At 58.9% G+C, this 26,181-nt stretch carries 27 protein-coding genes; 8 read left to right on the top strand and 19 right to left on the bottom strand.

All coding sequences use genetic code 11. The annotated features are described in order from the left end of the window. Positions 1 to 21: 21 nt before the first annotated feature. The 12 genes from BAR1_RS15070 to trpS form a co-directional block, all read right to left on the bottom strand. Positions 22 to 783, bottom strand: coding sequence for a TIGR02186 family protein (locus tag BAR1_RS15070; RefSeq protein WP_118943791.1), 762 nt, complete (start codon positions 781 to 783; stop codon positions 22 to 24). Beyond that, entirely contained in the window at positions 784 to 1,701 is a 918-nt protein-coding gene (locus tag BAR1_RS15065) for a sulfite exporter TauE/SafE family protein (RefSeq protein WP_118943790.1), read from the bottom strand. Positions 1,702 to 1,794: 93 nt separating this feature from the next. Further along, on the bottom strand, positions 1,795 to 2,775 hold the full coding sequence (locus tag BAR1_RS15060) for an ABC transporter permease (protein WP_118943789.1): 981 nt from the start codon (positions 2,773 to 2,775) through the stop codon (positions 1,795 to 1,797). 3 nt (positions 2,776 to 2,778) lie between these two features. Beyond that, on the bottom strand, positions 2,779 to 3,873 hold the full coding sequence (locus BAR1_RS15055) for an ABC transporter permease (RefSeq protein ID WP_118943788.1): 1,095 nt from the start codon (positions 3,871 to 3,873) through the stop codon (positions 2,779 to 2,781). After that, complete coding sequence (locus BAR1_RS15050) at positions 3,873 to 5,444, bottom strand: ABC transporter ATP-binding protein (protein ID WP_118943787.1); 1,572 nt, start codon at positions 5,442 to 5,444, stop codon at positions 3,873 to 3,875. The genes BAR1_RS15055 and BAR1_RS15050 overlap by 1 nt, the downstream gene beginning before the upstream one ends. Positions 5,445 to 5,450: 6 nt before the next feature. Further along, positions 5,451 to 6,440, bottom strand: a complete 990-nt coding sequence (locus BAR1_RS15045) for a BMP family lipoprotein (RefSeq protein WP_118943786.1) — start codon at positions 6,438 to 6,440, stop codon at positions 5,451 to 5,453. Between the two features lie 194 nt (positions 6,441 to 6,634). Continuing rightward, positions 6,635 to 7,048, bottom strand: coding sequence for a GNAT family N-acetyltransferase (locus BAR1_RS15040; protein WP_118943785.1), 414 nt, complete (start codon positions 7,046 to 7,048; stop codon positions 6,635 to 6,637). Then, positions 7,045 to 7,641, bottom strand: coding sequence for a tRNA (adenosine(37)-N6)-threonylcarbamoyltransferase complex dimerization subunit type 1 TsaB (gene tsaB / locus BAR1_RS15035; protein ID WP_118943784.1), 597 nt, complete (start codon positions 7,639 to 7,641; stop codon positions 7,045 to 7,047). The genes BAR1_RS15040 and tsaB overlap by 4 nt, the downstream gene beginning before the upstream one ends. Further along, complete coding sequence (locus BAR1_RS15030; RefSeq protein WP_118943783.1) at positions 7,631 to 8,191, bottom strand: NifU family protein; 561 nt, start codon at positions 8,189 to 8,191, stop codon at positions 7,631 to 7,633. The genes tsaB and BAR1_RS15030 overlap by 11 nt, the downstream gene beginning before the upstream one ends. Positions 8,192 to 8,273: 82 nt before the next feature. Beyond that, positions 8,274 to 8,729 carry a universal stress protein gene (locus tag BAR1_RS15025; RefSeq protein WP_118943782.1) on the bottom strand — a complete coding sequence of 152 codons (456 nt, stop codon included), beginning with the start codon at positions 8,727 to 8,729 and terminating at the stop codon, positions 8,274 to 8,276. Between the two features lie 93 nt (positions 8,730 to 8,822). Beyond that, a complete protein-coding gene (locus BAR1_RS15020) occupies positions 8,823 to 9,314 on the bottom strand; it encodes a VOC family protein (RefSeq protein WP_118943781.1) in 492 nt (163 codons plus the stop codon). Positions 9,315 to 9,399: 85 nt separating this feature from the next. Beyond that, positions 9,400 to 10,416, bottom strand: a complete 1,017-nt coding sequence (gene trpS, locus BAR1_RS15015; protein WP_118943780.1) for a tryptophan--tRNA ligase — start codon at positions 10,414 to 10,416, stop codon at positions 9,400 to 9,402. 81 nt (positions 10,417 to 10,497) lie between these two features. Between trpS and BAR1_RS15010 the strand changes: the two genes are divergently transcribed. After that, positions 10,498 to 11,187: a rhomboid family intramembrane serine protease gene (locus tag BAR1_RS15010; protein WP_118943779.1), complete on the top strand. Its 690-nt coding sequence runs from the start codon at positions 10,498 to 10,500 to the stop codon at positions 11,185 to 11,187. A gap of 46 nt (positions 11,188 to 11,233) precedes the next feature. On the opposite strand, the gene murJ is transcribed toward BAR1_RS15010, so the two are convergent. Genes murJ through BAR1_RS14995 form a run of 3 tightly spaced genes read right to left on the bottom strand, consistent with a single transcriptional unit; the run spans position 11,234 to position 16,731 of the window. Further along, positions 11,234 to 12,775, bottom strand: a complete 1,542-nt coding sequence (gene murJ, locus BAR1_RS15005; protein ID WP_118943778.1) for a murein biosynthesis integral membrane protein MurJ — start codon at positions 12,773 to 12,775, stop codon at positions 11,234 to 11,236. Then, positions 12,772 to 15,546 carry a [protein-PII] uridylyltransferase gene (locus BAR1_RS15000; protein ID WP_118943777.1) on the bottom strand — a complete coding sequence of 925 codons (2,775 nt, stop codon included), beginning with the start codon at positions 15,544 to 15,546 and terminating at the stop codon, positions 12,772 to 12,774. Before BAR1_RS15000 ends, murJ begins: the two co-directional genes overlap by 4 nt. 9 nt (positions 15,547 to 15,555) lie before the next feature. Then, the gene (locus tag BAR1_RS14995; protein WP_118943776.1) at positions 15,556 to 16,731 is read right to left on the bottom strand and encodes a penicillin-binding protein activator; all 1,176 of its coding nucleotides are present in this window, start codon (positions 16,729 to 16,731) and stop codon (positions 15,556 to 15,558) included. Positions 16,732 to 16,824: 93 nt separating this feature from the next. On the opposite strand from BAR1_RS14995, the gene rsmI reads away from it, so the two are divergent. The 4 genes from rsmI (at position 16,825) to BAR1_RS14975 (ending at position 19,948) form a co-directional block, all read left to right on the top strand. Beyond that, a complete protein-coding gene (gene rsmI / locus BAR1_RS14990) occupies positions 16,825 to 17,685 on the top strand; it encodes a 16S rRNA (cytidine(1402)-2'-O)-methyltransferase (RefSeq protein WP_162891810.1) in 861 nt (286 codons plus the stop codon). After that, positions 17,682 to 18,038, top strand: coding sequence for a YraN family protein (locus tag BAR1_RS14985; RefSeq protein WP_118943774.1), 357 nt, complete (start codon positions 17,682 to 17,684; stop codon positions 18,036 to 18,038). Before rsmI ends, BAR1_RS14985 begins: the two co-directional genes overlap by 4 nt. A gap of 65 nt (positions 18,039 to 18,103) precedes the next feature. Then, positions 18,104 to 19,039 carry a glutathione synthase gene (gene gshB / locus BAR1_RS14980; RefSeq protein WP_118943773.1) on the top strand — a complete coding sequence of 312 codons (936 nt, stop codon included), beginning with the start codon at positions 18,104 to 18,106 and terminating at the stop codon, positions 19,037 to 19,039. A gap of 9 nt (positions 19,040 to 19,048) precedes the next feature. Next, positions 19,049 to 19,948 (top strand): alpha/beta hydrolase, encoded by a 900-nt coding sequence (locus tag BAR1_RS14975; RefSeq protein WP_228408569.1) that lies wholly within the window; start codon positions 19,049 to 19,051, stop codon positions 19,946 to 19,948. Between the two features lie 59 nt (positions 19,949 to 20,007). On the opposite strand, the gene BAR1_RS14970 is transcribed toward BAR1_RS14975, so the two are convergent. Beyond that, positions 20,008 to 21,522 carry a YifB family Mg chelatase-like AAA ATPase gene (locus tag BAR1_RS14970; RefSeq protein WP_118943772.1) on the bottom strand — a complete coding sequence of 505 codons (1,515 nt, stop codon included), beginning with the start codon at positions 21,520 to 21,522 and terminating at the stop codon, positions 20,008 to 20,010. Positions 21,523 to 21,597: 75 nt separating this feature from the next. Then, positions 21,598 to 22,287, bottom strand: coding sequence for a glutathione S-transferase (locus BAR1_RS14965; protein WP_118943771.1), 690 nt, complete (start codon positions 22,285 to 22,287; stop codon positions 21,598 to 21,600). 127 nt (positions 22,288 to 22,414) lie between these two features. On the opposite strand from BAR1_RS14965, the gene BAR1_RS14960 reads away from it, so the two are divergent. Beyond that, a complete protein-coding gene (locus BAR1_RS14960) occupies positions 22,415 to 22,870 on the top strand; it encodes a hypothetical protein (RefSeq protein WP_162891809.1) in 456 nt (151 codons plus the stop codon). 25 nt (positions 22,871 to 22,895) lie between these two features. On the opposite strand, the gene BAR1_RS14955 is transcribed toward BAR1_RS14960, so the two are convergent. Further along, on the bottom strand, positions 22,896 to 23,474 hold the full coding sequence (locus tag BAR1_RS14955; RefSeq protein WP_118943769.1) for a histidine phosphatase family protein: 579 nt from the start codon (positions 23,472 to 23,474) through the stop codon (positions 22,896 to 22,898). Then, the gene (cobU, locus tag BAR1_RS14950; protein ID WP_118943768.1) at positions 23,471 to 24,004 is read right to left on the bottom strand and encodes a bifunctional adenosylcobinamide kinase/adenosylcobinamide-phosphate guanylyltransferase; all 534 of its coding nucleotides are present in this window, start codon (positions 24,002 to 24,004) and stop codon (positions 23,471 to 23,473) included. The genes BAR1_RS14955 and cobU overlap by 4 nt, the downstream gene beginning before the upstream one ends. 127 nt (positions 24,005 to 24,131) lie before the next feature. Between cobU and BAR1_RS14945 the strand changes: the two genes are divergently transcribed. Both BAR1_RS14945 and coaBC read left to right on the top strand, forming a co-directional pair. Continuing rightward, positions 24,132 to 24,920, top strand: a complete 789-nt coding sequence (locus BAR1_RS14945; RefSeq protein ID WP_118943767.1) for a ChaN family lipoprotein — start codon at positions 24,132 to 24,134, stop codon at positions 24,918 to 24,920. A 63-nt stretch (positions 24,921 to 24,983) separates the two neighbouring features. Further along, complete coding sequence (gene coaBC / locus BAR1_RS14940) at positions 24,984 to 26,180, top strand: bifunctional phosphopantothenoylcysteine decarboxylase/phosphopantothenate--cysteine ligase CoaBC (protein ID WP_118943766.1); 1,197 nt, start codon at positions 24,984 to 24,986, stop codon at positions 26,178 to 26,180. Position 26,181 lies beyond the last annotated feature (1 nt).

Genomic DNA, 26,181 nt, shown 5'->3' with positions numbered 1-26,181 from the left:
TTCTTTGAAAGAAAACAGGTTCTAGCGTTTGAAGTAACTGAAGACGGCGGAAGCGGTCCAACCGGCCACAATCGCGATGAACAGCGACATCAACCCGTAATAAAGCGCATTTTCATGGGCCAGATTATAGAGCCAGCGTTCCAGCCCGACCTTGTGAATATCCAGTTCGGTTTCGAATACATCCACCACCTGTTTTTCACGGGTGATCAGGATCCGGGCTGTGTAGACACCGGCCGTCAGGTTCGAAGGCAGGTCGATCGATGTGCTAAACAACGTGCCTGATTTCAGTTCCACAGCGCCTTCGCGCACATGATACAGGTTGTTGTTGGTGCGGATGCGGATCAGGGCCTCGGTGAATTCTTTGGCGTGGCCCGATGCAATTTGTGCGCCAATGGATTCAATTGCCCGGGGGATCGATACCTTGTATTTCAGATCGGCCTCGTCGGACAGAATCTCTTTCAGGGGTGCTGTTGTTGCCACAGAATAAAAACTGGGCGCTTCGTCAATCAGAACCGATGCGCTGTTGACCCAGATGATGCCTGCGCGCTTGTCTTTGCGGCGCACAGTAACGGGTTCCAACGGGCCGGATACCGAAATAACCACCTGCATAGGGCTGCCTTCGGGGACAGGGGTATCACGGCTGATGGCCCCAAAAATCAAGATGTCGGACCCATCAAATGTGGCCGATATCCCGACGCGATTTTGCGACAGGTCGGCAATGATTTTTTCGCCTGCGTTTAGCGGCAGGGCGAGCAGGAGGAATAAGGCAATGTAACGTAGCATCTAGTGGCCTCCAGCGGCGCCAAGGGAATATAGTTCGCTTGGCTGCATCAGCAGATCAAACGCCAGTTTGCCACAAACTGCCAACACCATCAGGGCCAGAAGGATGCGTAATTGTTCGGCCTTCATTTTGACCCCGATGCGGGTGCCGATTTGCGCACCAATCACGCCGCCGACCAGCAGCAGCACGGCCAACACGATGTCCACGGTAAAGTTGGTCGTTGCGTGCATTAATGTGGTAAAGGCCGTCACAAAGATGATTTGGTACAGTGAAGTGCCGATCACCACTTTGGTCGGCATGCCGATCAGATAGATCATCGCAGGCACCATCACAAAGCCGCCGCCAACGCCCATGATCGCAGCCAGAACACCAACGAAAATACCGACAACGAAGGGCGGGATCACCGATATATAAAGCCCGGATGTGCGGAACTTCATTTTGAATGGCAGGTTGTGGATCCAGTTATGCTTTCTACGCTTGGCGGAGGTGCCGGTTTTCTTGGCCCGCCGGATTGCGTTCAGGCTTTCGACGAACATCAGCGAACCGATGATGCCCAGAAAAACCACGTAGCTGAGTTTGACCAGAAGATCGACTTGTCCAAGACTTTTAAGGTAGTTGAATAACAAAATACCAAGGTACGCGCCGATCAGACCGCCGATCAGCAGCACGGTGCCCATTTTCAGATCCACCGTCTTTCGCTTGAAATGCGCAAGCACACCGGAAAAGGATGATGCAACGATCTGGTTGGCTTCGGTCGCCACAGCCACAGCGGGCGGGATGCCTATAAAGAACAGCAGGGGCGTCATCAAAAAACCGCCACCAACGCCGAACATGCCCGACAGGATACCAACAAGCCCGCCAAGACCGAGCAAAAGAAATGCGTTTACCGAGATTTCGGCAATTGGAAGATAAATCTGCATATATCTACCTAGGACAAAAATACCCGCCCAGACAATAGCTCTGGGCGGGTTTTGCGCCTAATAGATGCAAAAATTCGTATATATGCGGTTCTTTTACCGCTCTTTTATATATGGCTCGCCACCTGCACGGGGTGGAATGGCCTTGCCGACAAAGCCCGCAAGAATCACCACAGTCAGGATATAAGGCAGTGCCTGGGTAAACTGGACCGGGATTTCAAACAGCCCGAACACGTTGATATTGGGGAACAGATTGCTGATAGCCTCGAGGAAACCGAACAGCAAACAGGCCATCAACGCATACCACGGACGCCATTTCGAGAAGATCAGAGCGGCCAGCGCGATAAAGCCGCGACCGGCTGTCATTTCCTTGCCAAAGGCAGCACCTTGGGACGTTGACAGATAGGCGCCGCCCAAACCGCACAGAACACCGGCAATCAGCACAGCGGCATAGCGATAACGCACGACCGAAACACCGGCGGTATCTACGGATGCGGGGTTTTCCCCGACGGCCCGCAGACGCAGACCGAAACGGGTGCGAAAGAGCAGCCACCATGTCAGCGGCACAATCAGCATCGCCACATAGACGAGTAATTTGTGACCCGAGATCACATCGGCATAGATCGGCCCCAGTATTGGCACGTCGCGCAGGGCATCGGCAAACGGCAGGGTGATTTCGTGGAACCGTCCCTCATAGCTCAGCGGTGGGGTCAGCCCGCCCTTTTTGAACCACGCATGGCCAATCACCACGGTCAGGCCCGAGGCCAGAAAGTTGATCGCCACACCTGAAATCAGCTGATTGCCGCGAAAGGTGATCGAGGCAACCCCGTGGATCAGCGCAAACACCATCGAGGCGGCAATACCTGCGGCCACACCATACCAGATATAGCCGGTCTGGTAGGAAACAGCGGCAGTAAAAAATGCCGAGATCAGCATTTTGCCCTCTAGCCCGATATCAAAGATACCGGCACGTTCGGAAAACAGCCCGGCAAGGCAGGCGAATATCAGCACAACGGACACGCGGATGGTCATATCGGCGGTCAAAAGGGCCTGTAGGAAGAAGTTTGCAGTATCCATTGCCTAGGCTCCCTTTTTCATGCGCAGGAACATTTTTTCAACCGGACCCCGCACCATATAATCCAGTGCACCGGTAAACAGGATGATCATCCCCTGAATCACCAGCACCACTTCTTTGCTGATATTGGGCATTTCCCACAGCAATTCGAACCCGCCCTGCGTCAGCATCCCGAACAGGATGGCCGCAAGGATAATGCCGACCGGATGGTTGCGCCCCATCAGGGCCACCGCGATGCCGACAAAACCGGCGCCTTCAACGAATTCCTTGATCAGGCGTTCCTGTTCGCCCATCACCACGTTGATCGACAGCATTCCGGCCAGCGCACCTGAGATGAACATCGAGATCATGATGATCTTGAAGGCGGAAATACCGGCGTATTTCGCGCCCTTTTCGGATTGGCCAAAGGCACGGATCGAATAGCCAAGGCGTGTGCGCCACAGCAGGAACCACACCAGAAATGCGCAAAGCAGGGCCAGCAGGAAGCTGATGTTCAACGGGGCCGATTTCGAGAAGTTGATACCTAAGGGGGCAAGGAATTCATGCGCGGTGGGCAAATGTGCCCCATCCGGAAATTTCACCGTTTCGGCGTTTTGCGTGTTGGGGTTTTTCAGTACCCCGTTCAGCAGGAACCCCATAACGGCGGCGGCGATAAAGTTGAACATGATCGTGGTGATCACGATGTGGCTGCCGCGCTTGGCTTGCAAATAGGCCGGAACAGCGGCCCAGAACCCGCCGAATAACGCCGCACCCATAATGGCAAACGGCAGGGCCAGCGCCCAGTGCGGCCAGTCAAACGCAAGGATAACAAGGGTTGCACCAACACCGGCAATCGCCGCCTGACCTTCGCCGCCGATGTTGAACATCCGCGCATGGAACGCGACGGCCACGGCAAGGCCTGTGAACATATAGTTGGTGGCGTAATAGAGCGTATATCCAAGGCCCGACGTAGACCCCAGCGCGCCTTTGACCATCACGGTAATGGCTTGAATCGGGTTTTCCCCGATCGCCAGCACCACAAGGCCCGACGCGATAAAGGCGAGCATCAGGCTGATTAGCGGGATCAGTACGATGTCAGCCCATTTTGGCATCTTGTCCATCAGTTTGCCCCCCCGTTTGTTTCCATACCGGCCATCAGCATACCCAGTTCTTTTTCGTCTGTTTTTGCGGGGTCGCGTTCGCCCATGATATGTCCGTCAAACATCACAAGGATGCGGTCCGACAGGGACAGGATTTCTTCCAGTTCAACCGAAACCAGCAAAATCGCCTTGCCCTCGTCGCGCAGTTCGACAATCCGCTGGTGGATAAATTCGATCGCACCGATGTCAACGCCGCGGGTGGGCTGGCCCACCAGCAGCAGTTCGGGGTTTCGTTCGATTTCACGCGCCAACACAATTTTTTGCTGGTTGCCGCCGGAAAAGTTTTTCGCCTGAAGGGCGGGGATCGGCGGGCGCACATCAAAGCGTTCCATCTTGGCGGCGGTTTCCTTGCGGATCGCTGCATTGTCCATCATCAGCGCATTCTTGTTATAGGCAGGGTCGTTGTGATAGCCGAATATCATATTTTCCCACGCGGAAAACTCCATGATCAGCCCTTCGGACTGTCGGTCTTCTGGCACATGGGCAATGCCGCGTGCGCGCCGCGACTGGCCATCGGAATGCTTGCCGGACAGGTCAATCTCGGTGCCGTTGATACGGATGGTGCCGCTGGCAGGCATATAGCCGCCCAGCACTTCCAGCAATTCGGTTTGCCCATTGCCCGACACACCGGCGATACCCAGAATTTCCCCCGCGCGCACTTCTAGTGAAATGCCTTTGACGCGTTTGACGCCCTTTTCATCGGTGACTTCCAGATTTTTGATTTCCAGAATGTCGGCCCCCGGTGTCGCCGGTTTCTTGTCGATATGCAGCAGAACCTTGCGCCCCACCATCAGCTCGGCCAGTTGCTCGGGGCTGGTTTCGGCGGTTTTTACGGTGGCGGTCATTTCACCACGGCGCATCACCGATACGGTATCGGTGATCTCCATGATCTCGCGCAGTTTGTGGGTGATCAGGATGATGGTTTTCCCCTGTTCCTTCAGCCCTTGCAGGATGCGGAACAGGTGGTCGGCCTCGGCCGGTGTCAAAACACCGGTGGGTTCATCCAGAATCAGAATGTCGGCCTTGCGATACAGCGCTTTCAGGATCTCGACACGTTGCTGGTGCCCAACCGACAGGTTTTCGATCAGAGCATCCGGATCGACACCCAGTTCGTATTCATCGGCGAGACGTTGCAGCAGTTTGCGCGCCTTGGCCAGTGACGGGCGCAGCAGCGGGCCGTCCTCCATGCCCAGAATGACATTTTCAAGGACGGTGAAATTTTCAACCAGTTTAAAGTGCTGGTGCACCATGCCGATTCCGGCGGCGATCGCTGCGGAACTGTCGGGGATCGCGGTTTTCTTGCCGCCGATATATATTTCCCCCGCATCGGCTTTGTAAAATCCGTAAAGGATCGACATCAGCGTTGATTTGCCGGCGCCGTTTTCGCCAACGATCCCGTGGATCGAGCCGCGCGCGACAGAAAGCGAGATATCCTTGTTTGCCTGCACCGGGCCGAAGGCCTTGGAGATGCCGACAAGTTCGATAGCGGGAGCGGCAGTTTCCTGCCGCTCCATCGGTTGTGCATTGGCCATGTGCGTTTATTTCACCGGGCAAGAGTTGTCGGACATATAGTCGTGAACCACGATCTCGCCGGCAATGATCTTGGCTTTGGCATCTTCAACCGCGGCCAGCATTTCCGGTGTCACCAGATCTTTGTTGTTTTCGTCCATCGCATAGTCGATCCCGCCTTCGGCCAGACCCAGAACATTGAAGCCGGGCTTCAGGTCGGGGCCGGCGGCGAAGGCATTGTAAACCGCAACGTCAACGCGTTTCAGCATGGATGTCAGAACCTTGCCGGGGTGCAGGTAGTTCTGGTTCGAATCAACGCCGATCGACAGGATACCTTCGTCAGCGGCGGTTTGCAGCACGCCCAGACCGGTGGAACCGGCAGCGGCATAAACAACGTCGGCGCCCTGCGCGATTTGCGCTTTGGTCAGTTCGCCACCTTTCACCGGATCGTTCCATGCGGCAGGTGTTGTGCCGGTCATGTTCTGGATCACGGTTGCATCGGGGTTAGCCGCTTTGACGCCTTGCACATAACCACAGGCGAATTTGCGGATCAGCGGAATGTCCATACCGCCAACAAAGCCGACAGTGCCGGATTTGGAAGCCATAGCAGCCATCATGCCAACCAGATACGAGCCTTCTTGCTCTTTATAAACGACCGACTGCACGTTCGGCTGGTCGACAACCATGTCGATGATGGCGAATTTTGTATCGGGGAAATCGGGGGCAACGGTTTCCAGCGACGAAGCAAAAGCAAAACCTGTCATGACAACAGGGTTATAGCCGGCTTCGGCGAAACGGCGCAGGGCCTGTTCACGCTGTGCTTCGGATGTCAGTTCGATTTCGCGGAACGATCCGCCGGTTTCTTCGGCCCAACGGGTCGCGCCGCCAAAAGCGGCCTCATTGAAGGATTTGTCAAATTTGCCACCAAGGTCAAAGATGATGGCCGGATCGGCCAGCGCTGCACCTGCGGACAGGGCAAGTGTGGCAGCTGCGCCAAGGAATTTCTGCATAAGGGTCATATTTTCTCTCCCGATTTTTGTTTTTGGGTTGCCGCCGGAATGGGGCAGAACCCAAGTAAGCGAGCAGATCGTTTTTCAAGATCATCCGCAATTAAGCGCGCAGGGGACGGGGAGCGTCAATAGCTTTTTACCATTTGGTCGTGCCTGACGCAGGGTTTTTGCAGTTGACAGGGGGATTGGCTAAAAAACTTGACTCATATCAGGGTCTTACACATCAGAATTGCGTCGATTTTCTCGCCTTGCGGTGGAGTGTAATACAGCGCCCGCCGCCCAGATTCGCGGTAGCCGGCGGATTCATACAGGTTGCGGGCGCCTGTATTGGTGGCCGCGACTTCCAATAAGGCCTCGGTTGCGCCGCGTTTGCGGGATTCAGCCTCGAAGGCGGTTAACAATCTGCGGCCGTGGCCCTGGCGTTGCAGGGCTGGGTCAACCGCAAGGGTCAGCAATTCGGATTCACCGGCGATTTCCCGGCCAAGGGCAAAACCGGCGGCTGTGCTTTGCACAAAGACGCCTTTTGACGTCAGCAGTGCTGCAAATTCAGCCGCCGACCACGGGCGCGGCATGGTAAAGCATCTAGCGTGCAGGGCCGCGAGGGCATCGGGGGTCATGGCAGGATAACAGGCGCCGGATCACGCGGCGGTGCGGCGTCGGGCGCGCGGACATACAGGGGGGCAGGGCGCGGCAGGTCTGCTTCGGCAAAGCGGGTGGCCGTGATACGGGCAATGGCCACGGGATCGACGGTATCGGCGGGGCCGATGACAGGCAAGTCGGGCAGGGTGTCTTTGGTTGCCATGAACGGGGCCTGCGCCCCGTTTGCCAACAGTTCCTGCGCAAACACCTGATCGCGGCGCGCATCCACCAGCGACAGGACGGGGCGGGGGGCATTGATGGCCAAGGCTTCAAAGCTGGAAACGCCAACGGCAGGGATGCCCAGCGACAGGGCCAGACCACGGGCGGCGGAAACGGAAATGCGGATGCCGGTGAAATTGCCAGGACCCGTGCCAACGCCGATGGCGTTCAGGTCGGCCCATGTTTTGCCCGCCTCGGCCAGCACTTCTTCCAGCAGGGGAAACAGGCGTTCGGCCTGTCCTTTAGCCATTGGCTCGTCCCGCTGCACCAACAACCGGTCGCCCCAAAGCAAAGCGGCCGCGCAATGCGCGACCGATGTATCAAACGCCAGTATCAGCGGTTCAGACGTCAATCGCGCGCACCTCGGTCACCTCGGGGATATAGTGGCGCAACAGGTTCTCGATGCCCATTTTCAGGGTCACAGTTGATGATGGGCAACCGGCGCAGGCGCCCTGCATGTGCAGGTAAACCACGCCCTGATCAAAGCCGTGAAAGGTGATGTCGCCACCATCCTGTGCCACGGCGGGGCGCACGCGGGTGTCCAGCAGTTCCTTGATCTGGGAAACGATGGCTTCGTCCGCTTCTTCGTGATCCGCATGGCCGGCACTTTCAGCCTCGCCGATCAGCACGGGATCGCCCGACTGGTAATGCTCCATGATCGCGCCAAGGATCGCGGGTTTGATATGTTCCCAGGCGATGTCTTCGCCTTTGGTCACGGTGATGAAATCTGTGCCCAGAAACACGCCGTAAATTCCGCCCACCGCAAAGATACGCTGTGCCAGCGGCGATTTGCCCGCCACTTCGGCCGAGGGAAAATCGGCGGTGCCTTTGCCAAGCACGCTCTGGCCCGGCAGGAATTTAAGGGTCGCGGGGTTCGGGGTGGATTCGGTCTGGATAAACATTTGGCACACCTTTTTGGTCAGGATTATGGATATGCGCCTGCAAGGCCGCGCTGTCAAGGTTTGGAACGGTTCTAATTGCGGATCAGGTGATCGCTTCCAGCCGTTCCTTGGACATTTCGCCCGGCACAATGGTCAGCGGAATGGGCAGGGTTGCGGATGATTTGGTCATCTGCGTCACCAGCGGACCGGGCCCGCCTTTGCCGCTGCCGGCCCCCAGCACCAGAACGCCCACATCAGGGTCCTCGTCCACCTGCGCCAGAATCTCGGTCACGATCTCGCCCTCGCGGATCACCAGTTCGGGGTCGATCCCCTGCCGGTCGCGCATCCATTTGGCAAAGACTTCATAATGCACCTCGATCCGTTCACGGGCCTCTTCGCGCATGATGTCGCCGATGCCGATCCAGTGATTGAATTCCTCGGGTGGAATGATGGCCAGAACCTCGACCCCGCCCCCCGATTTTGCCGCCCGCATCGCTGCAAAGCGCATCGCATTCAAACATTCACGGCTGTCATCCAGCACCACAAGAAATTTACGCATGTGTTTTTCTCCTTGTCACCAATGATGCAGGGGAAGCGGATGCAACGCAAGAGGGCAATGATGCGACGGATTGTGCGTTGTTAGAATTACCGGCTAGCTGGCATCGCGGGCCATTGCAATCAGCGCAGCCACATCCAGCGGAGCAGTGTTCATGGCCAGATTTCCATCAGCATCACGGGGCCATTCATCCTTGGGGCGGTCACAGTATAATTCCACCCCGTTGCCATCCGGATCATGCAGATAGACCGCTTCGCTTACTCCGTGATCGGAAGCCCCGTCAAATGGAATACCTGCATTTTGAACGCGCAGCAGGGCAACGGCCAATGATTCCCGCGAGGGATATAGGAATGCAGTGTGATAAAGACCCGTATGCCCTTGCGGCGGGGGTGTTCCGTTCAAACTGTCCCATGTGTTCAGGCCGATGTGGTGGTGATACCCGCCCGCAGAAAGAAAAGCGGCCTGGTTCCCGAATTTCTGCATCACCTCGAAACCAAGCACACCGGAATAAAACCGGATGGCCTGTTCCAGATCGGCCACTTTCAAATGGACATGCCCGATACGGACAGAAGGGTTGGTCGCGTTCATACCTTGGCTCCTTTCAGTTTACAGAAGCCAAGGTAGCATTGATGGAAAATTGGAAAATTGGCGGTTTGCCCGCAGAATATGTGCGCTAACGCACCATCCCGACAATCTCCAACGTCTTTTGCAAGATCGGATCGGCGATCACGCGGGCCTTGTCGGCGCCTTTGCGCAGGATCGCGTCGATTTCGTCCGGTGCCTGCATCAGCCGCTCCATCTCGGCGGATATCGGGGCCAGTTTCTCGACCGCCAGTTCCGACAGCATAGGTTTGAATTCGGAAAACTGCTTGCCGCCAACCTCGCTCAACACCTGATCGACCGACTGTTCCGACAGCGCCGCGTAGATGCTGACAAGGTTCTTTGCCTCGGGGCGCCCGTCCAGCCCTTCGGCCTCGCTTGGCAATCCGTCGGGATCGGTTTTGGCCTTGCGGATCTTTTTGGCGATTGTGTCGGCGTCATCGGTCATGTTGATCCGGCTCATGTCGCTGGGATCGGATTTCGACATTTTTTTCGAACCATCGCGCAAGGACATCACCCGCGTGGCCGCCCCTTCGATCACCGGTTCGGTGATCGGGAAGAAATCAACACCGTAGTCGTGGTTGAACTTGGCGGCGATATCGCGGGTCAGTTCGACATGCTGTTTCTGGTCCTCGCCCACCGGCACATGGGTGGCGTGGTAAACCAGAATATCGGCCGCCATCAGGGTGGGATAGCTGAACAGCCCGACCGATACCTTTTCACGGTTCTTGCCGGCCTTGTCCTTGAATTGCGTCATCCGGTTCAACCAGCCCATACGGGCCACACAGTTGAACACCCAGCCCAGTTCGGCATGGGCCGAGACCTGACTTTGATTGAACAGGATGGATTTTTCCGGGTCCAGACCGGCGGCGATGTAACCGGCGCACAGCTCGCGCGTGGCGTGGCGGAGTTTGGTAGGGTCCTGCCATGTGGTGATGGCGTGTAGGTCGACCATGCAATAGATGGATTCAACGCCATTCTCCTGCATTTCGACAAAGCGCTTGATCGCGCCAAGGTAATTGCCAAGGGTCAGGCCGCCCGAGGGCTGAATACCTGAAAAGACGCGGGGTGTGTGGACCACCTCTGTCATAATATCTACTCCGTCTGGATTATGTTGTGCGTTTCGCTTACCCATAGGGGCAAGGGCCGTCAACCAAAGGAGCCTATGGATATGAGCAGTAATCCCGATGTGTCACCCGTTAACCCCCTGCCGCCAGTGATTGTGGCACTGGCCGGGGCGATGTTTCTGATTGAGCTGGCGTTCAATCTGGGCGCGCGTGGTTTGATTGGCGGGCCGCAGGCTGTGGGCTGGCGGATTGCCATGATGCAGGAATATGCGCCGTCGGGGCTGTTGATTGACCGGATGATCGAGGTGGGGCGCTATCCGCCCGAGATATTATTGCGCTTTATGACCTATCCGTTCCTGCATGTGAATTTCACCCATATGCTGTTTGCCGTGGTGATCCTGCTGGCGATGGGAAAATTCGTGGGCGAGGTGTTTCGCTGGTGGGCGCTGTTGCTGGTGTTCTTTGCCGCTGCCATTGTCGGGGCAGTGGTTTACGGGCTGTTTGTTGACAGCCGCGTGGCGCTGGTGGGGGCTTACCCCGGGGATTACGGGCTGATCGGGGCGTTTACGTTTTTACTGTGGGTCAATCTGGCTGCACAGGGGGCAAATAAATACCGCGCTTTTACGCTGATCGGGTTTTTGCTGTTTATCAAACTGGTGTTCGGGCTGCTTTTTGGCGGCGGGCAGGACTGGATTGCCGATCTGGCCGGATTTGCCACAGGATTCGGGTTGTCCTTTGTGGTCAGCCCGGGGGGCTTTTCGCGGGCATTGGCGCAGGTGCGGCGGCGGGGATAAGAGATTCTATGCCTGCGGCGCGGATATTTGGGCCATTTGGAAGGGATTAGCGGCGCAAGGAGCGGCGGAATTCCGACAGTTTGAAGGCGCCGATCATCTGGCCGATGCCGAAATAGCTGATAATGCCGATGCCGATCAGCAGGGCCAGCGCCAGATAACGCCATGCGCCTGCGCCAAACATCGGGTTCAAGGCCAGTTGTGCGGTAAACAGGATGATCCCCATCAAGGCGGCGGCGGCCAGAATGCCGATAATGCGTTTGCGAAAGCGTTTGTCAAAGCGCGCCGCATCGCCCATTTTGCGTGACCCCGACCACAGCAGGAACACCATGCCCCAACTGGCGAAGGTCGCGCCAATGGCGGCGGCAAGGTAGCCGATGATCGGCGCCAGCCCGATGGCGAGGGCGGCGTTGATCACCATCGCGACCAGCGCGTAATAGAACGGGGTTTTGGTATCGGCGCGGGCAAAGAACAGCGGTTGATACACTTTTTGCAGCACAAAGGCGGGCAGGCCAAGCCCGTAGATCTGCACAGCCGCGGCGGTGGCGGCGGTATCGTCGGGGCCGAATTTGCCACGCTGGAACAGCACTTCGACCAGCGGCAGAGGGATCACGATCAGCGCCACGGCGGCGGGGATGGTCAGGGCAAGCGAGATTTCACCGGCGCGGCTGAAGGCCTCTTGTCCGCCAGCGGTGTCACCGGCCTGCAAACGGCGCGACAGTTCGGGCAGCAGAACGATGCCGATGGCGATACCGACCACGCCCAGCGGCAGTTGATACAGCCGATCCGCGTTATAGAGCCACGCCACAGCGGCGTCGAACTGGCTGGCCACTTGCCGGCCGACCAGCAGGTTGACCTGCACCACACCGCCAGCCAAAGCGGCGGGTGCGGCGATGATGGCGAGGCGTTTCAGATCGGGGGTTAGCTTTGGCCATGCGGGATATAGGGCAAAGCCCGCCCGTTTGGCCGCGACCCAGACCAGCGCCAGTTGCGCGATACCGGCCACAGGGACCATCCATGCCAGTGTCAGGCCAACGTCAAATCCGGCCAGATTGCCCGTCACCAGCGCGGTGATAAAGATCACATTCAGCAGAACCGGTGCGGCAGCGGCGGCGGTGAAACGGTGGGTGGCGTTCAGCACGCCGGATAGAAGGGCCGCAAGCGAGATGAACAGGATATAGGGGAAAACGATGCGCCCGTAGGTGACTGCCAGATCGAACCTCTGATCCCCGACAAACCCGCTGGCCATTGCCCAGACAAGCCACGGCATCAGGATCATGGAGATTACCGTCAGGGTGATCAGGATGCTGGCAAGGCCGGAAAAGGCATCGCGCGCAAATTCTAGCGGCTCGTCCCCTGCCTCGAGTTTTTTGGAAAACATCGGCACAAATGCCATGTTGAATGCGCCTTCGGCAAAGAAGCGGCGAAACATATTGGGTAGGGAAAACGCCACGATGAACGCCTGCGCCGCCGGACCGGTGCCCAAAAACGCCGCGATCATCATGTCGCGGACAAAGCCCAGCAGGCGACTTAGCAATGTCCAGCCGCCAACGGTCAGAAACCCGCCCAGCATGCGTTTGCGTCCCGTCATTCGGCCTGTGCCCTTTCAAAGCCCTCTTCAATCGCCTTGCGCAGGCGTTTTTCCAATGTCTTTTGCCGGTTTTCCTCGTGGTATTTAAGGCCGAACATGTCTTTGACGTAAAATGTATCGACCACCTGTTCCCCGTATGTCGCAATCACGGCACTGGCGATATAGACATTGGCATGGGCCAAAGTGCGGGTCAGATCATAGAGCAGGGCGGGGCGGTCGCGGGTATCGACCTCGATGATGGTGTAAATCTCGCTGCCCTCGTTATCGAAGGTGATGGTGGTGGGCACCTTGAAGGCGCGTTCGCGTTTCTTGATCTTGTCGCGTGATTGCAGGGCATCGCGCGCAATCACCTCGCCTTTTAGCGTCTTTTCGATCATCACGCGCAGCCGGTTCAGGCGCGAGCCCTCGTAAGGCGAGCCATCGCCATCCTGGATCCAGAAAACCGCAGTCGCATAGCCGTCTTTGGTGGTGTAGGTGCGCGCGTCGACCACATTGGCCCCGACCAGTGCCAGCGCACCGGCCAGCCGCGAGAATATGCCGGGGTGGTCGGCCAGAACGAAACAGGCCTGCGTCGCGTCACGGTCCTCGTCGGGTTTTAGGTCGATGCGGATTTCGTCTTCGGTCAGGTTGCGCAACTGCCTGGCGAAAATCACATGGGCGCCGGTTTGCAGGCCCTGCCAGTAGGGGGGGTAATGGCGGCCGGTTTCGATCTTCAGATCCTTCTTGTCCCAATCCGCCAGCGCCTGTCGCAGCGCCTTTTTGGCGGCGGCCTCGCGGGCGGTGCGGTTTACCGCCTCCATGCCGTTTTCCAGCGCGGTTTCGGTGTCGGAATACAGCCGCCGGATCAACATGGCCTTCCAGTTGTTCCATGTGTCCGGCCCGACCCCGCGAATGTCACAGACCGTCAGCACTGTCAGCAGGTCCAGCCGTTCCTTGTTCTTGACCGCTTTGGCAAAGCCGCGAATGGTGCGCGGGTCGGATATATCGCGTTTTTGTGCCACATCCGACATCAGCAGATGGTTGCGCACCAGCCATTCGACGTTTTTGCATTCATCCGGTTTCAACCCCAGACGCGGGGCCACCTTGCGGGCGATTTTCGCGCCAAGGATCGAATGGTCCTCGTCCCGCCCCTTGCCAATGTCGTGCAGCAACAGCGCCACATACAGCACCTTGCGATTGATCCCGCCCTTCAGGATGCCCGAGGCAATGGGCAGTTCTTCTTTCAACTCTTCGCGCTCTATCTGGGCAAGGTTGGAAATGCACTGGATGGTGTGTTCGTCCACGGTGTAGTGGTGATACATATTGAACTGCATCATCGCCACAATGGGCTCAAACTCGGGGATAAAGGCGGCCAGCACGCCCAACTCGTTCATGCGGCGCAAGGCGCGTTCGGGGTTGCCGTGTTTCAGCAGCAGATCAAGAAAAATGCGGGTCGCTTCCTTGTCGGCGCGCATGTCGTCATCAATCAGGTCCAGATGCGAGGACACCAGCCGCATTGCGTCGGGGTGGATCAGAACACCGGTGCGCAGGGCCTCTTCAAACAGGCGCAGGATGTTCATTTTGTCCTGAAGGAACAGTTTTTCATCCGCAACATTCAGGCGGTTCTGAACGATCTGGTATCCCGGCTTGGCCTTTTTGCGGCGGCGGAAAAACCGCAGTAGGCGGGGTTCCTGTTTGGCGTGGCTGGCTTCGAGTGCGGTCAGCAGGATGCGGGTCAGATCGCCCACATGGGTGGCGTGGCGGAAATAGTCCTGCATGAAATATTCCACCGCGCGGCGGCCATCGTGGGTTTTGTAGCCCATACGTTTGGCAACCTCGACCTGCAGATCGAACGTCAATTGCTCCATCGCGCGACCGGCGATCAGGTGCATGTGGCAACGGGTGGCCCACAGAAATTGCTGGGCCTTGGCAAAGCTGTCGTATTCGTCCTGCGTGAACAGGCCAAGGGCAACCAGTTCGGCCACGTCATCGACGCGGTGGATGTATTTGGCGATCCAGAACAGCGATTGCAGGTCGCGCAGGCCGCCCTTGCCCTCTTTCACATTGGGTTCGACCATATAGCGCTGGCCGCCCTGTTTACGGTGGCGTTCGCTGCGCTCTTGCAGCTTGGCCTCGATAAATTCGGGGCCGGTGCCGCTGAACAGATCACGCCACAGGGTTTCTTTCAACTCGTCCGCCAGCGGGGCATCACCTGCCAAATAGCGTTCTTCCAGCAGGGCGGTACGGATGGTGAAATCCTCGGCCCCCAGTCGGACGCAATCCTTGATGGTGCGGCTGGAATGACCGACTTTCAGGCGCAAATCCCACAGGATATACAGCATGGATTCAATCACGCTTTCGGCCCATGCGGTCATTTTGTAGGGGGTTAGGAACAGCAGGTCGATGTCGGAATGGGGCGCCATTTCGGCACGGCCCGAGCCACCCACCGCCAGCACACACAGCCGTTCGGCATCGGTAGGGTTGGCGATTTTGTGCAAATGGCGGGTGGCCACCTGAAAGGCGGTTTCGACCAGACAATCAGCCAGATAGGCATAGGCGCGGGTGGTGCGATGGGCGGCAAAGGGGGCGGCCCTAAAGGCGGTCTCGATTGCCTCGTTGCCGCGTTTGCGGGCCTCTAGCAAATAAGCCACGGTGGCGGCGCGAATTTCGCGATCATCCTTGGCATCATAAAAGGAGGCTTCAAGCGCTTCCCACGCTGCGGCTTTGTCAAAAATGTCATTCGCCGGACAGATCAGGCTGTCCGGCGAAAACAAAGGCGTATGGGCGTTCATCGGGTCCGTCTAGAAACCGGCGCCGCCAAAGCTGCTGGGCGCAGCGTCAACGATAACAACCTGGTTGTTCTGGATTTGCGCAACAGCCAGACCACGTTCGTTCGTGCCGTCATTGCGCAGGCGGAAGATGCCGTTGGCACCGACAAATCCGGCACCCTGGGTCAGGGCCGATGTGGTTAAAGCGTTGGATTTTCCGGCTTTGACCAAAGCACCAATGGCCGCGATGCCATCATATGACAGACCGGCGATGGGCAACGGGTTGCTACCAAAGGCCGCCGAATAGCGTTCCCTGAATTTGGCGGTCATGCCTGGATGTGGCATGGCGAACCATGCGCCTTGAACGCCGGGCAGGGCCAATGTTGCGGGCGGAATATCCCAGCGGGTCAGGCCGATGTATTTGATCACGTTGTTATTAACGCCGTTCTCGGGCAGCATCTGGGTTAACAGCGGCAGCGCGGCATCCGTGCTGGCGGTAAAGAACACTGCTTGCGCCCCGCCACTTTTGATGGTCTGGGCGATTTGTGGAACAGCATTGATGATCCCATCTTGCGAGAACTCGTATGAAGCAACGCCTGCGGGTGTGGCGCCGGCTCTGGAGATTGCATTGGAAATCGCGGCCCGCCCGATTTCACCGGCCTGGGTTCTGGCGTGGACGATGGCGATTTTGCTGCGGCCCTGACGCTTGGCATAGGCAACCAGACGGTTTGCGGTGTTTTCAAAGGTCGGACCCAGAATAAACACATTGCCACCGGCAATTTGCGCATTGTTCGAGAACGCCAGAACATTCACATTACGGCTTGCTACAGCATTGCCAACCGCATTGGCAGACTTTGCGTAAAGAGGACCGACAATGATTTTAGCCCCTTCATTGACAGCTTGCACAGCAACAGTAGCGGCCTGGGACGGATTGCCGGCGGTGTTGTAAACCCGCAGGTCGATTTTGACACCTTGAAGGTCTGCAATGGCCAGACGTGCGGCATTTTCCAGGTTCTTGGCGTTCAGGTTGTCGCTTGGATTTGCCGATCCGCCGGGGACCAGCAGGGCAACGGGAACAGCGGCTTTGGTGTTGATGCTGGGGCCGCTGTCACTCAGGCTGACCGGTTGACAGGCTGCCAGCCACAAAATGGAAAGTGCAGCAACAATACGGCCTGCAAACTTCTGGAAATTACTCAATAACAAAAACATAGGTTGATCCTCGCTCCCTTGCGCGTAATGATTCAGGGGGCAAGACTAAGCGCTTGCTTGCAAATAGTAAACGCCGTGAAAGGTGGGAACCCCGTGAATTTTGAAAAGAAGCAACTCTCTGCCGGTTTGTATTTCGTCGCCACCCCGATCGGGACGGCGCGGGATATTACGTTGCGGGGGCTGGATATACTGGCTTCGGCGGATGTTATCGCGGCCGAGGATACCCGCACGGCAAAACGCCTAATGGAAATCCACGGGATCCCACTGGGGGACCGGCCGGTGATTGCCTATCACGATCATAGCGGCGACATGGTGCGCGCGCGTTTGATGAAATACATCGCCGGGGGCAAATCGGTTGCCTATGCGTCCGAGGCCGGCACCCCGCTGGTGGCTGATCCCGGCTATGCGCTGGGGCGGGCTGCGATTGATGCAGGGGTTCCCGTGATAGGTGCGCCGGGACCATCCGCAGTGATCGCGGCGCTGACGGTTGCAGGGCTGCCGACCGACAGATTTTTTTTCGCCGGTTTTCCGCCAAATGCCAAAGGGGCGCGGCGCAAATTCATCGAAGAATACGCGGATGTGCCGGGGACACTGGTATTTTATGAATCCCCGAAACGGATTCAGGGAATGTTAGGAGATTTGGTGCAAAAGCTGGGGGGGGAACGACAGGCGGTGGTTTGTCGGGAACTGACCAAACGGTTTGAAGAGGTGTCGCGCGGCACATTGGCCGAATTGGCCGATGCCTTTGCAGAACGTTCGGTGAAAGGTGAAATTGTGGTTCTGGTGGATCGGGCGCGTGGCGTTCGGGTGTCGGACCAGTTGATGGAGGATGCTTTGCGCGAGGCGTTGAAAACCATGCGTTTGAAGGATGCAGCAACGACTGTGTCCGAGGCATTGGGCCTGCCGCGGCGCAAAGTGTATCAGGCGGCCCTTGGAATGGAGAAAGGAAAATGAGCGGAGCGGTATCCTATCATGCGGGTTTAGCGGCGGAAGGGGTTGTTGAAACCCATTATGCGCGGGCCGGACATGCAATTGCCGGACGGCGCTGGCGCGGGTCCGGCGGGGAAATTGACCTGATCGCACGGGACGGGGACGGGCTGATTTTTATCGAGGTCAAGAAAAGTCGCGATTTTGCGCGGGCGGCTGAGCGGGTGTCGCGCCGCCAGATGCAACGGATCTATGCCACTGCTTCCGAATTTCTGGCAGGGGAGCCGAACGGGCAGGATACGGATGTGCGTTTCGATGTGGCACTGATGGATGCAAGCGGCGAAATTCAGGTGATCGAAAACGCATTTGGCTATTGTTAGGCGACTTCCCATTGAACCCCGCTCTGGCTTGGGCCATGTAGTAGGGGCAGACAAAGGGGGCCGACATGCCGTTAAAAGTAGCGATCCAGATGGATCCGATTGCACCGATCGATATTGATGCCGACAGCACTTTTCGCATAGCCGAAGAAGCACAGGCACGCGGGCACGAGCTGTTTTACTACACGCCGGACAAACTGTCTTATCGCGAAGGCAGGATCATGGCGCGCGGTTGGCCACTGACCGTGCGGCGCGAAAAGGGCAATCATTTCGCGCTGGGGGACGAGCAGGATATTGATCTGGCGGACTGGGATGTGGTCTGGTTGCGGCAGGATCCGCCGTTTGACATGGGCTATATCACCACCACGCATCTGCTGGATATGATCCACCCCGAAACACTGGTGGTGAATGATCCGTTCTGGGTACGCAATTATCCGGAAAAGCTGTTGGTGCTGGCCTTTCCCGATCTGACCCCGCCCACCATGATTGCCCGTGATCTGGAGACGATCAAGGAATTCAAACACAAGCACGGGGATATCATTCTGAAGCCGCTATACGGCAACGGCGGGGCCGGTGTGTTCCGGCTGGATGTGAATGACCGCAACCTGACCTCGCTGCACGAATTGTTCATGGGGATTAACCGTGAGCCGCTGATTGCGCAAAAATTCCTGCCCGATGTGTCCAACGGCGATAAACGGATCATTCTGGTGGATGGCGAAGCCGTGGGCGCGATCAACCGCGTTCCGGCCAAGGGCGAAACCCGGTCCAACATGCATGTCGGCGGGCGGCCTGAAAAGATCGGCCTGACCGCGCGGGATCGCGAGATTTGCGATGCCATCGGTCCGCTGCTGCGGGAAAAGGGGCAGATATTTGTCGGCATTGATGTGATTGGCGATTACCTGACGGAAATCAACGTAACCTCGCCCACCGGCATTCAAGAGCTGGAGCGGTTCGACGGCACCAATATCGCAGAGAAAATATGGCAGGCGATTGAACGTAGATAGGCGTAATTTGTGGCACTTCGTAAATGGTTGATCAATGTTGGATCAAGGCTGGTTGCCAAACGGCATCTGGCGCGCGTGCAGGAAATCCCTGACGCAAGGCGCAGTTTTCACCGCATGGCGCGGCTGGGGTTTCATACCCCGCCTTTGAGCCTGTTTCTGGAAGATACACTGGCGGACCGGCCCGCGTTGTGGGTGTCCTCGGGCGTGAAATCGCGTGAAAAGGTGATCTATTACATCCACGGTGGCGGCTACATTGTCGGCAGCCCCGATACCCACAAGAACATGCTGGCGGCCCTGTCGCGCCTCTGTGGTATGCAGGCCTGTCTGATTGATTACCGTCTTGCGCCGGAACACGCATTTCCGGCGGCGATTGATGATGTTCTGGCGGGGTATCTGGCGCTGCTGGAGCGTGGCTATGCGCCGGAAAATATTGTCATCGGCGGGGATAGTGCGGGTGGCGGGGCGGTGTTGGCTTTGCTGTCGGAGCTGTGCAAACGGGGGATTGCCCCGCGTGGTGTGTTTGCCCTGTCGCCGTGGACGGATTTGATGCTAAGCGGCGAGACCCTGCGTTCCAACGCAAAGACTGAGGTTATGCTGCCGACCGAGCGGATTGGTGAATTGCGTGACATGTATCTGCAAGGGGCTGATCCGGCGGACCCTCGCGCATCGCCCTTGTATGCGGATTTTCCGGCGTGCCCGCCAGTTCTGTTTCAGGCATCGGATAGTGAAATCCTGCTGGATGATACGCGCCGGATGGTGGCGGTACTTGAGGCGCAAGGGACGGATGTCGAATGCTATATCTGGTCCGATCTGCCGCATGTCTGGCAGATTTTCCATGGCTGGCTGCCCGATGCGGATTTGGCCCTGTTGCAGGTGGCGCAATTCATCAAGGCGCGGTTCCGGACCTGATCCGGAACCTTCTGGCGTTCGGATCGTGCAGGCCCGGATCAGGTCCGTGGCAGCGCGGTTCAAACCTCTTTCGTCGCGCTGAGGCGAAAGCTGACGGCCTCGGCCACATGTGGTTTGCGCACGTTTGCCTCGCCCTCCAGATCGGCGATGGTGCGGGCCACGCGCAACACGCGGTGATAGCCCCGCGCCGACAGGCCGAACCGCTCGGCGACCTTCAGCAACAGCGCGCGGCCCTCGTCATCGGGGGTGGCAATTTCTTCCAGCATCGCGCCTTCGGCATCGGCGTTAACACGCATATCGTCATGCCCTTCAAAGCGGGCCACTTGCAGGGCGCGGGCGGATGCAATGCGGGCGGCCATGTCGGCGGAACTGTCTCCGGCCTCGGGCAGGTCCAGATCGGAAAAGGCCACGGGCGGCACATCGATGCGCAGATCGAATCGGTCCATCAGAGGGCCGGAAATGCGGCCCAGATATTCCTCGCCACAGATCGGCACGCGGGCGCAGGCGCGGGTCGGGTCGGTCAGGTAGCCGCATTTGCAGGGGTTGGCGGCGGCGACCAGCATGAAACGGCAGGGGTAACGGATATGGGCATTGGCACGGGCCACCACCACTTCGCCGGTTTCAATCGGCTGGCGCAGGGTTTCCAGCACGGCGCGGTTATATTCGGGGAATTCGTCCATGAACAAAACGCCGTTGTGCGCCAGTGAAATTTCGCCGGGTTTTGCCCCGCGCCCGCCGCCGACAATGGCTGCCATCGAGGCGGTATGGTGGGGTTCGCGAAAGGGGCGTTCACGGGAAATGCCGCCTTCATCCAGCAGGCCGGACAGGGAATGGATCATCGAGGTTTCAAGCGCCTCGGCGGCGCTAAGGGGCGGCAGGATGCCGGGCAGGCGGGCGGCGAGCATGGATTTGCCCGAGCCGGGCGAGCCGGTCATCAGCACATGGTGACGCCCCGCAGCCGCGATTTCCAAGGCCCGTTTGGCGCGTTCCTGCCCTTTGACATCGCGCATGTCGCGGCTGTGGGTTTCGCGCTGCACTTCGCCTGCAACGGCGGGGGTTAGCGGCGATTGTCCGGTGTAGTGGCGCACTACATCGGCCAGCGAACCCGCGGCCAGCACCTGCGTTGCGCCGACCCATGCGGCCTCGGCTCCGCAGGCCTTGGGGCACAAAAGCGCGCGGTCATGTTCGGCGGCGGCCATGGCGGCGGGCAGGGCGCCGATCACCTGAATCAGCGAGCCGTCCAGCGATAATTCCCCCAGCGCGACGGTGTTTTCCACGTCCTCGGAGGGGATAATTTCCAGCGCGGCCAGCAGGGCCAGCGCGATTGGCAGATCGAAATGCGACCCCACCTTCAGCACATCGGCGGGCGACAGGTTTATGGTGATCCGTTTGGAGGGCAGGGCAATCGACATGGCTGTCATCGCCGCGCGCACCCGTTCGCGGGCTTCGGAAACGGCTTTGTCCGGCAGGCCGACGATGGCGAACGAAGGCAGGCCCGCGGTGATGGCGCATTGCACCTCGACCATGCGGGCCTCGATCCCTTCGAACGCTACCGTATAGGCGCGTGATACCATTTAACCGCTCCCGCCATTAACTATTGGGTCATGGTTAACGCGGGAATGGTTTACAAAGGGTAAACGGGGCCGAAATCAGGTTAAGGATTGAGGCCAGTCGCCGGTGGGCAGGTCCAGTGCATAGGGGACGGGATCGTAGGATACCTTTAGCCCTTCGGCGCGCCATTTCCGGAATGCGGGGTCTTGCAAGTGGGTTGTGACATAGGCGGCGCAAGCCTTGTCCATCGGCAGGGCATAGCCTGCAATACGGGCGGCAACAGGGGCATAAAATACATCGGCAAGCGAATATTGCCCAAACAGCCACGGGCCATCCGCGCCGTGACGGTTGCGGGCCAGTGCCCAGATGTCCTGCAAACGGTTCAGGTCGGCTTGCACCGCGTCAGATACAGCAAAGCCGTCATATTGGTGCAGCAGTTGCATCGGACATTCGTTGCGCAGCGCCATGAAGCCCGAGTGCATTTCTGCCACCAGCCAACGCGCCAAGGCACGGGCGGCAGGGTCGGTTGGCCAGAGGCCGGCGTCTGAGTGACGCTCGGCCAGGGTTTCGGCCATCGCCAATGTGTCGCCAACGACTATGCCGTCGGGGGTGCGCATCACGGGGACATAGCGGGCCGGCGCCAGTTCGGCCAGATCCTGTTTCAGGGTGCCGGAATACAGGCCGGCCATATGGGTGCGGCAGGGGATGTTGAATTTCTCGAACATCAGCCAGCCACGCAGCGACCAGCTGGAAAATGTGCGGTCGCCGATGTAAAGATCATAGGTCATTGCAGCAGGGTAGCGCGGCGCGGCGGGTTTGCCCAATTGCGATTTGTGACGGGGGCATCACGAAATTTGATAGCGCGGATTTGCCAGAGCGCGCGCGGGTGGTGTAAAGAACGGCATGGATTTTGGGTTGATAAAACGGGTTCTGATCGGGGCTTTGCTGGTTTTGGCAAGCATCGGCGGGGCTGCGGCGCAGAGCAATTTGCAGGTCTATGCGCCGGTTTACGGTCGCTGGTGCGGGCCGAACCATCCGGTTGATATGTCCCGCGCGGGGCCGCCGGTGGATATGCTGGATGCGGCCTGTATGCGGCATGATTACTGTGTTGCGGCGCGGGGGGAATACAACTGTGGTTGCGATGTATCCTTTCTGAACGAGTTGCGCGGTACAGGTTGGCCGAACCCTTTGATGCAGCGAAATGCACGGGCGGTTTATGATGCAATTGCGCTGGTGCCTTGTGACAGCCCGGATGGAACCACACGGAAACAGACAATGTTTGCGGTGGATCTGTTCTATGACGTGATCAGCGGCAACGGCACGCCGATGGACGTGATGGACCGCTGGCGGACGCTGTTTTTCGGCTATTGACGGGGCAGGGATTTTGTAGCTGGCGTCAGGGGATGTGGTTGATCGCATCAGCCCGCCATCTGGCACCGTCCCAGTGTAGGCGGGTGATCGACAGGTTGTCGATTTTATGCGAAACCGCCTGATAGGCCGAGACCCCCAGCGCCCGCTGCACCTGTGTCAGGATCACGCCGAAATGCGCCACCGCGATGATGTGGCGGCCTTGGTGCTTGCGGGCCATCCCATCGACATAGGGGTTGATGCGGGTAGCGGCCATGTTCCAGCTTTCGCCGTTCGGGGGCGCCACATCGCCCGGCGTTTCCCAATAGGCGCGGCTAAGATCCGGATCACGGGTGGTGACCTGATCGAAGGTCAGCCCGTCCCAGTCACCGAAATTGAATTCCCGCAAGGGCTGTGCGTGGGGCAGGCGGGTGCGTCCGCCCGCGATGGCGTCGGCTGTGGCGATGCTGCGGGACAGGTCCGAGGAGACCAGCAGCGCTTCCTTTGGCAGGTGTTCGTTCAGGCGGGCGATTTGCGCGGTGTCGGACAGGTCGGCGGGCACATCGCGCCAGCCGACGAAAGAATTTTCATGCGTTGGACCGTGACGCACCCACCACCACGTTGTCATTCCAGCGCCTCGGGCAAGGTGCCTTTCAGCACCATCGGCAACCCCGCGATGACGGTAACGACAAGGCCCGCCTGTGTGGCAAGGGTTTGGTTCAGGCGGCCCTGAGCCTCTCGGAACTTGCGCGACAGGGCGTTGTCGGGCACCACACCGGCACCGACTTCGTTGCTGACGACCACCACGGGGGCGGGGCAGGTTTGCAGGGCGTTCAGCAGGGCGGCCCCGGCCTGTTCCAGATCGGATTCGGCCAGCAGATGATTGGACAGCCATAGCGTGGCGCAATCGATCAGCACCACATGGTCGGCGGGTATCTGTTGCAGGGCGGCGGGGAGGTCCAGCGGGGCCTCGACCGTGTGCCAGCCCGCGCCGCGCATGTCCCTGTGGCGGGCGATCTTGGCGCGCATTTCATCGTCAAAGGCCTGTGCGGTGGCGATATAGGTTCGCGTGCGCATGGTGGTGGTGACCAGCCGTTCGGCAAAGGTGGATTTGCCGGAAGCGGCGGCGCCGATGATCAGGGTCAGCTTGGGCAACATGCGGGATGTCCTTATGGTGTTGCCAATGACTAGCAAGGCAAGGGATGGATGGCCAGAGGGGGATAGGCATTGTTGTGACCGGATTTGTCCCATTGGCATTTCTGCGTATTGGGGGCAGGGTGACAGAATGAAACATTTTATCTTTGCTATTGCTGCGCTGGTTGCGGTGTCGTTTCCGGCGGATGCCGGAGAAATATCAATCGAGGGGCTGGATACCCTGCCGCCTGCGGATGTCTATATTCTGGGCGAGGTGCATGACAACGCGCTGCACCACGAAGGACAGGCACGGGTGGTGCAGGCGGTTAAACCCAAAGCGGTGGTGTTTGAAATGTTGTCGCCACAGCAGGCGGCAAAGGTGACGCCGGAATTGCGGAAGGATCGGGATGCACTGGGGGCCGCGCTGGAATGGGAGGCTTCGGGCTGGCCCGATTTCGCGATCTACTGGCCGGTGTTTGCGGCGCTGGGCGATGCCAGAGTTTACGGCGCCGCGCGGTCGCGGGAACAGGTGCGCCGCGCGTTCAAAGAAGGGGCCGCGGCGGTGTTCGGGGCGGGATACGGTCTGGATCAGCCCCTGCCGGACGGGCAGTTGGAGCAGCGCAAGCAGGCGCAGTTTGCCGACCATTGCGAGGCGATGCCGCTGGAAATGATGGGCGGTATGGTCGAGGCGCAGCGGTTCCGCGATGCGGCCTTTGCCGATACGGTGATGCAGGCGTTTCGGGAGGTCGGCGGGCCGGTGGTGCTGATCACCGGCAATGGCCATGCGCGCAAGGATTGGGGCGTGCCCTCGATGCTGGAAGGGGCAAAGGTGCTGGTGGTCGGCTTTGTCGAGGAACCGGCACAAGAGGACGAACCTTTTGATTATTGGGTGGTGACCGAGGCGGTGGAGCGTGAAGACCCCTGTCTGGCGTTCAAATAGCGGCTGGTTGAGTTTGCGGGTCTTGCGGCCTACAACGGGGGCAACTGTTTGAAAGGGTTGCCTATGCTTGCTGGTAAACGTGTTCTGTTGATCATTGGTGGCGGGATTGCCGCATTCAAATCGCTGGATCTGATCCGGCGCTTGCGTGAACGCGGGGCCACTGTGGTGCCGGTTCTGACGCGGGCGGGCGAGGAATTTGTCACGCCGCTATCCACTTCAGCGCTGGCGGCGCAAAAGGTGTATCGCGATCTGTTCGATCTGACCGACGAGGCCGAGATGGGCCATATCGAACTGTCCCGCGATGCCGATCTGGTGGTGGTCGCACCTGCCACGGCCGATCTGATGGGCAAGATGGCGGCAGGGCTGGCGAATGATCTGGCCTCGACCCTGTTGATGGCCACCGACAAGCGGGTGCTGGTCGCGCCGGCGATGAATGTGCGGATGTGGGAGCATCCGGCGACGCAAAGGAACATCGAAACCCTGAAAGGTGACGGTGTGCTGTTTGTCGGCCCGAACGAGGGCAACATGGCCTGTGGCGAATTCGGCCCGGGACGCATGGCCGAACCGCTTGAGATTGTCGCTGCGGTGGAAGCCGCGATTGCGGACGGGCCGCTGAAGGGCAAACATGTGCTGGTGACCTCGGGGCCGACGCACGAGCCGATTGATCCGGTACGTTACATCGCCAACCGCTCCAGCGGGGCGCAGGGCACGGCGATTGCGCGGGCACTTGCGGCGCTGGGCGCACGGGTGACGTTTGTCACGGGGCCGGCGGATGTGGCGCGGCCCGAAGGGGTGCAGGTGATCGAGGTGCAGACCGCGCGGGAAATGCTGGCGGCGGTGCAGGGCGCCTTGCCTGCGGATGCGGCGGTGTTTGCGGCGGCGGTGGCGGACTGGCGGGTGGAAAACGCGTCCGGTTCCAAGATGAAGAAGGATGGCAAGGGTAGTCTGCCCGAACTGGTATTTGCCGAGAACCCCGATATTCTGGCCACGGTCAGCCGGATGGAAAAGGGACGGCCGGCACTGGTGGTGGGATTTGCGGCGGAAACCGATGATGTGGTGGAAAACGCCACCGCCAAACGCAAGCGCAAGGGCTGTGACTGGATCGTTGCCAATGATGTGTCGCCGGAAACGGGCATCATGGGCGGGGATGAAAATGCGGTGGTGGTGATCACGGACGACGGGGCCGAGGCATGGCCGCGCATGGGCAAGGATCAGGTGGCACAGCGGCTGGCGGCGGCGATTGCCGAGGCGTTGGGATAAG

This window comes from Profundibacter amoris, from assembly GCF_003544895.1.
Taxonomy (GTDB): domain Bacteria; phylum Pseudomonadota; class Alphaproteobacteria; order Rhodobacterales; family Rhodobacteraceae; genus Profundibacter; species Profundibacter amoris.
Note: the sequence above shows the minus strand (reverse complement) of the source record. Positions and strands in the feature narration are given on the sequence as shown.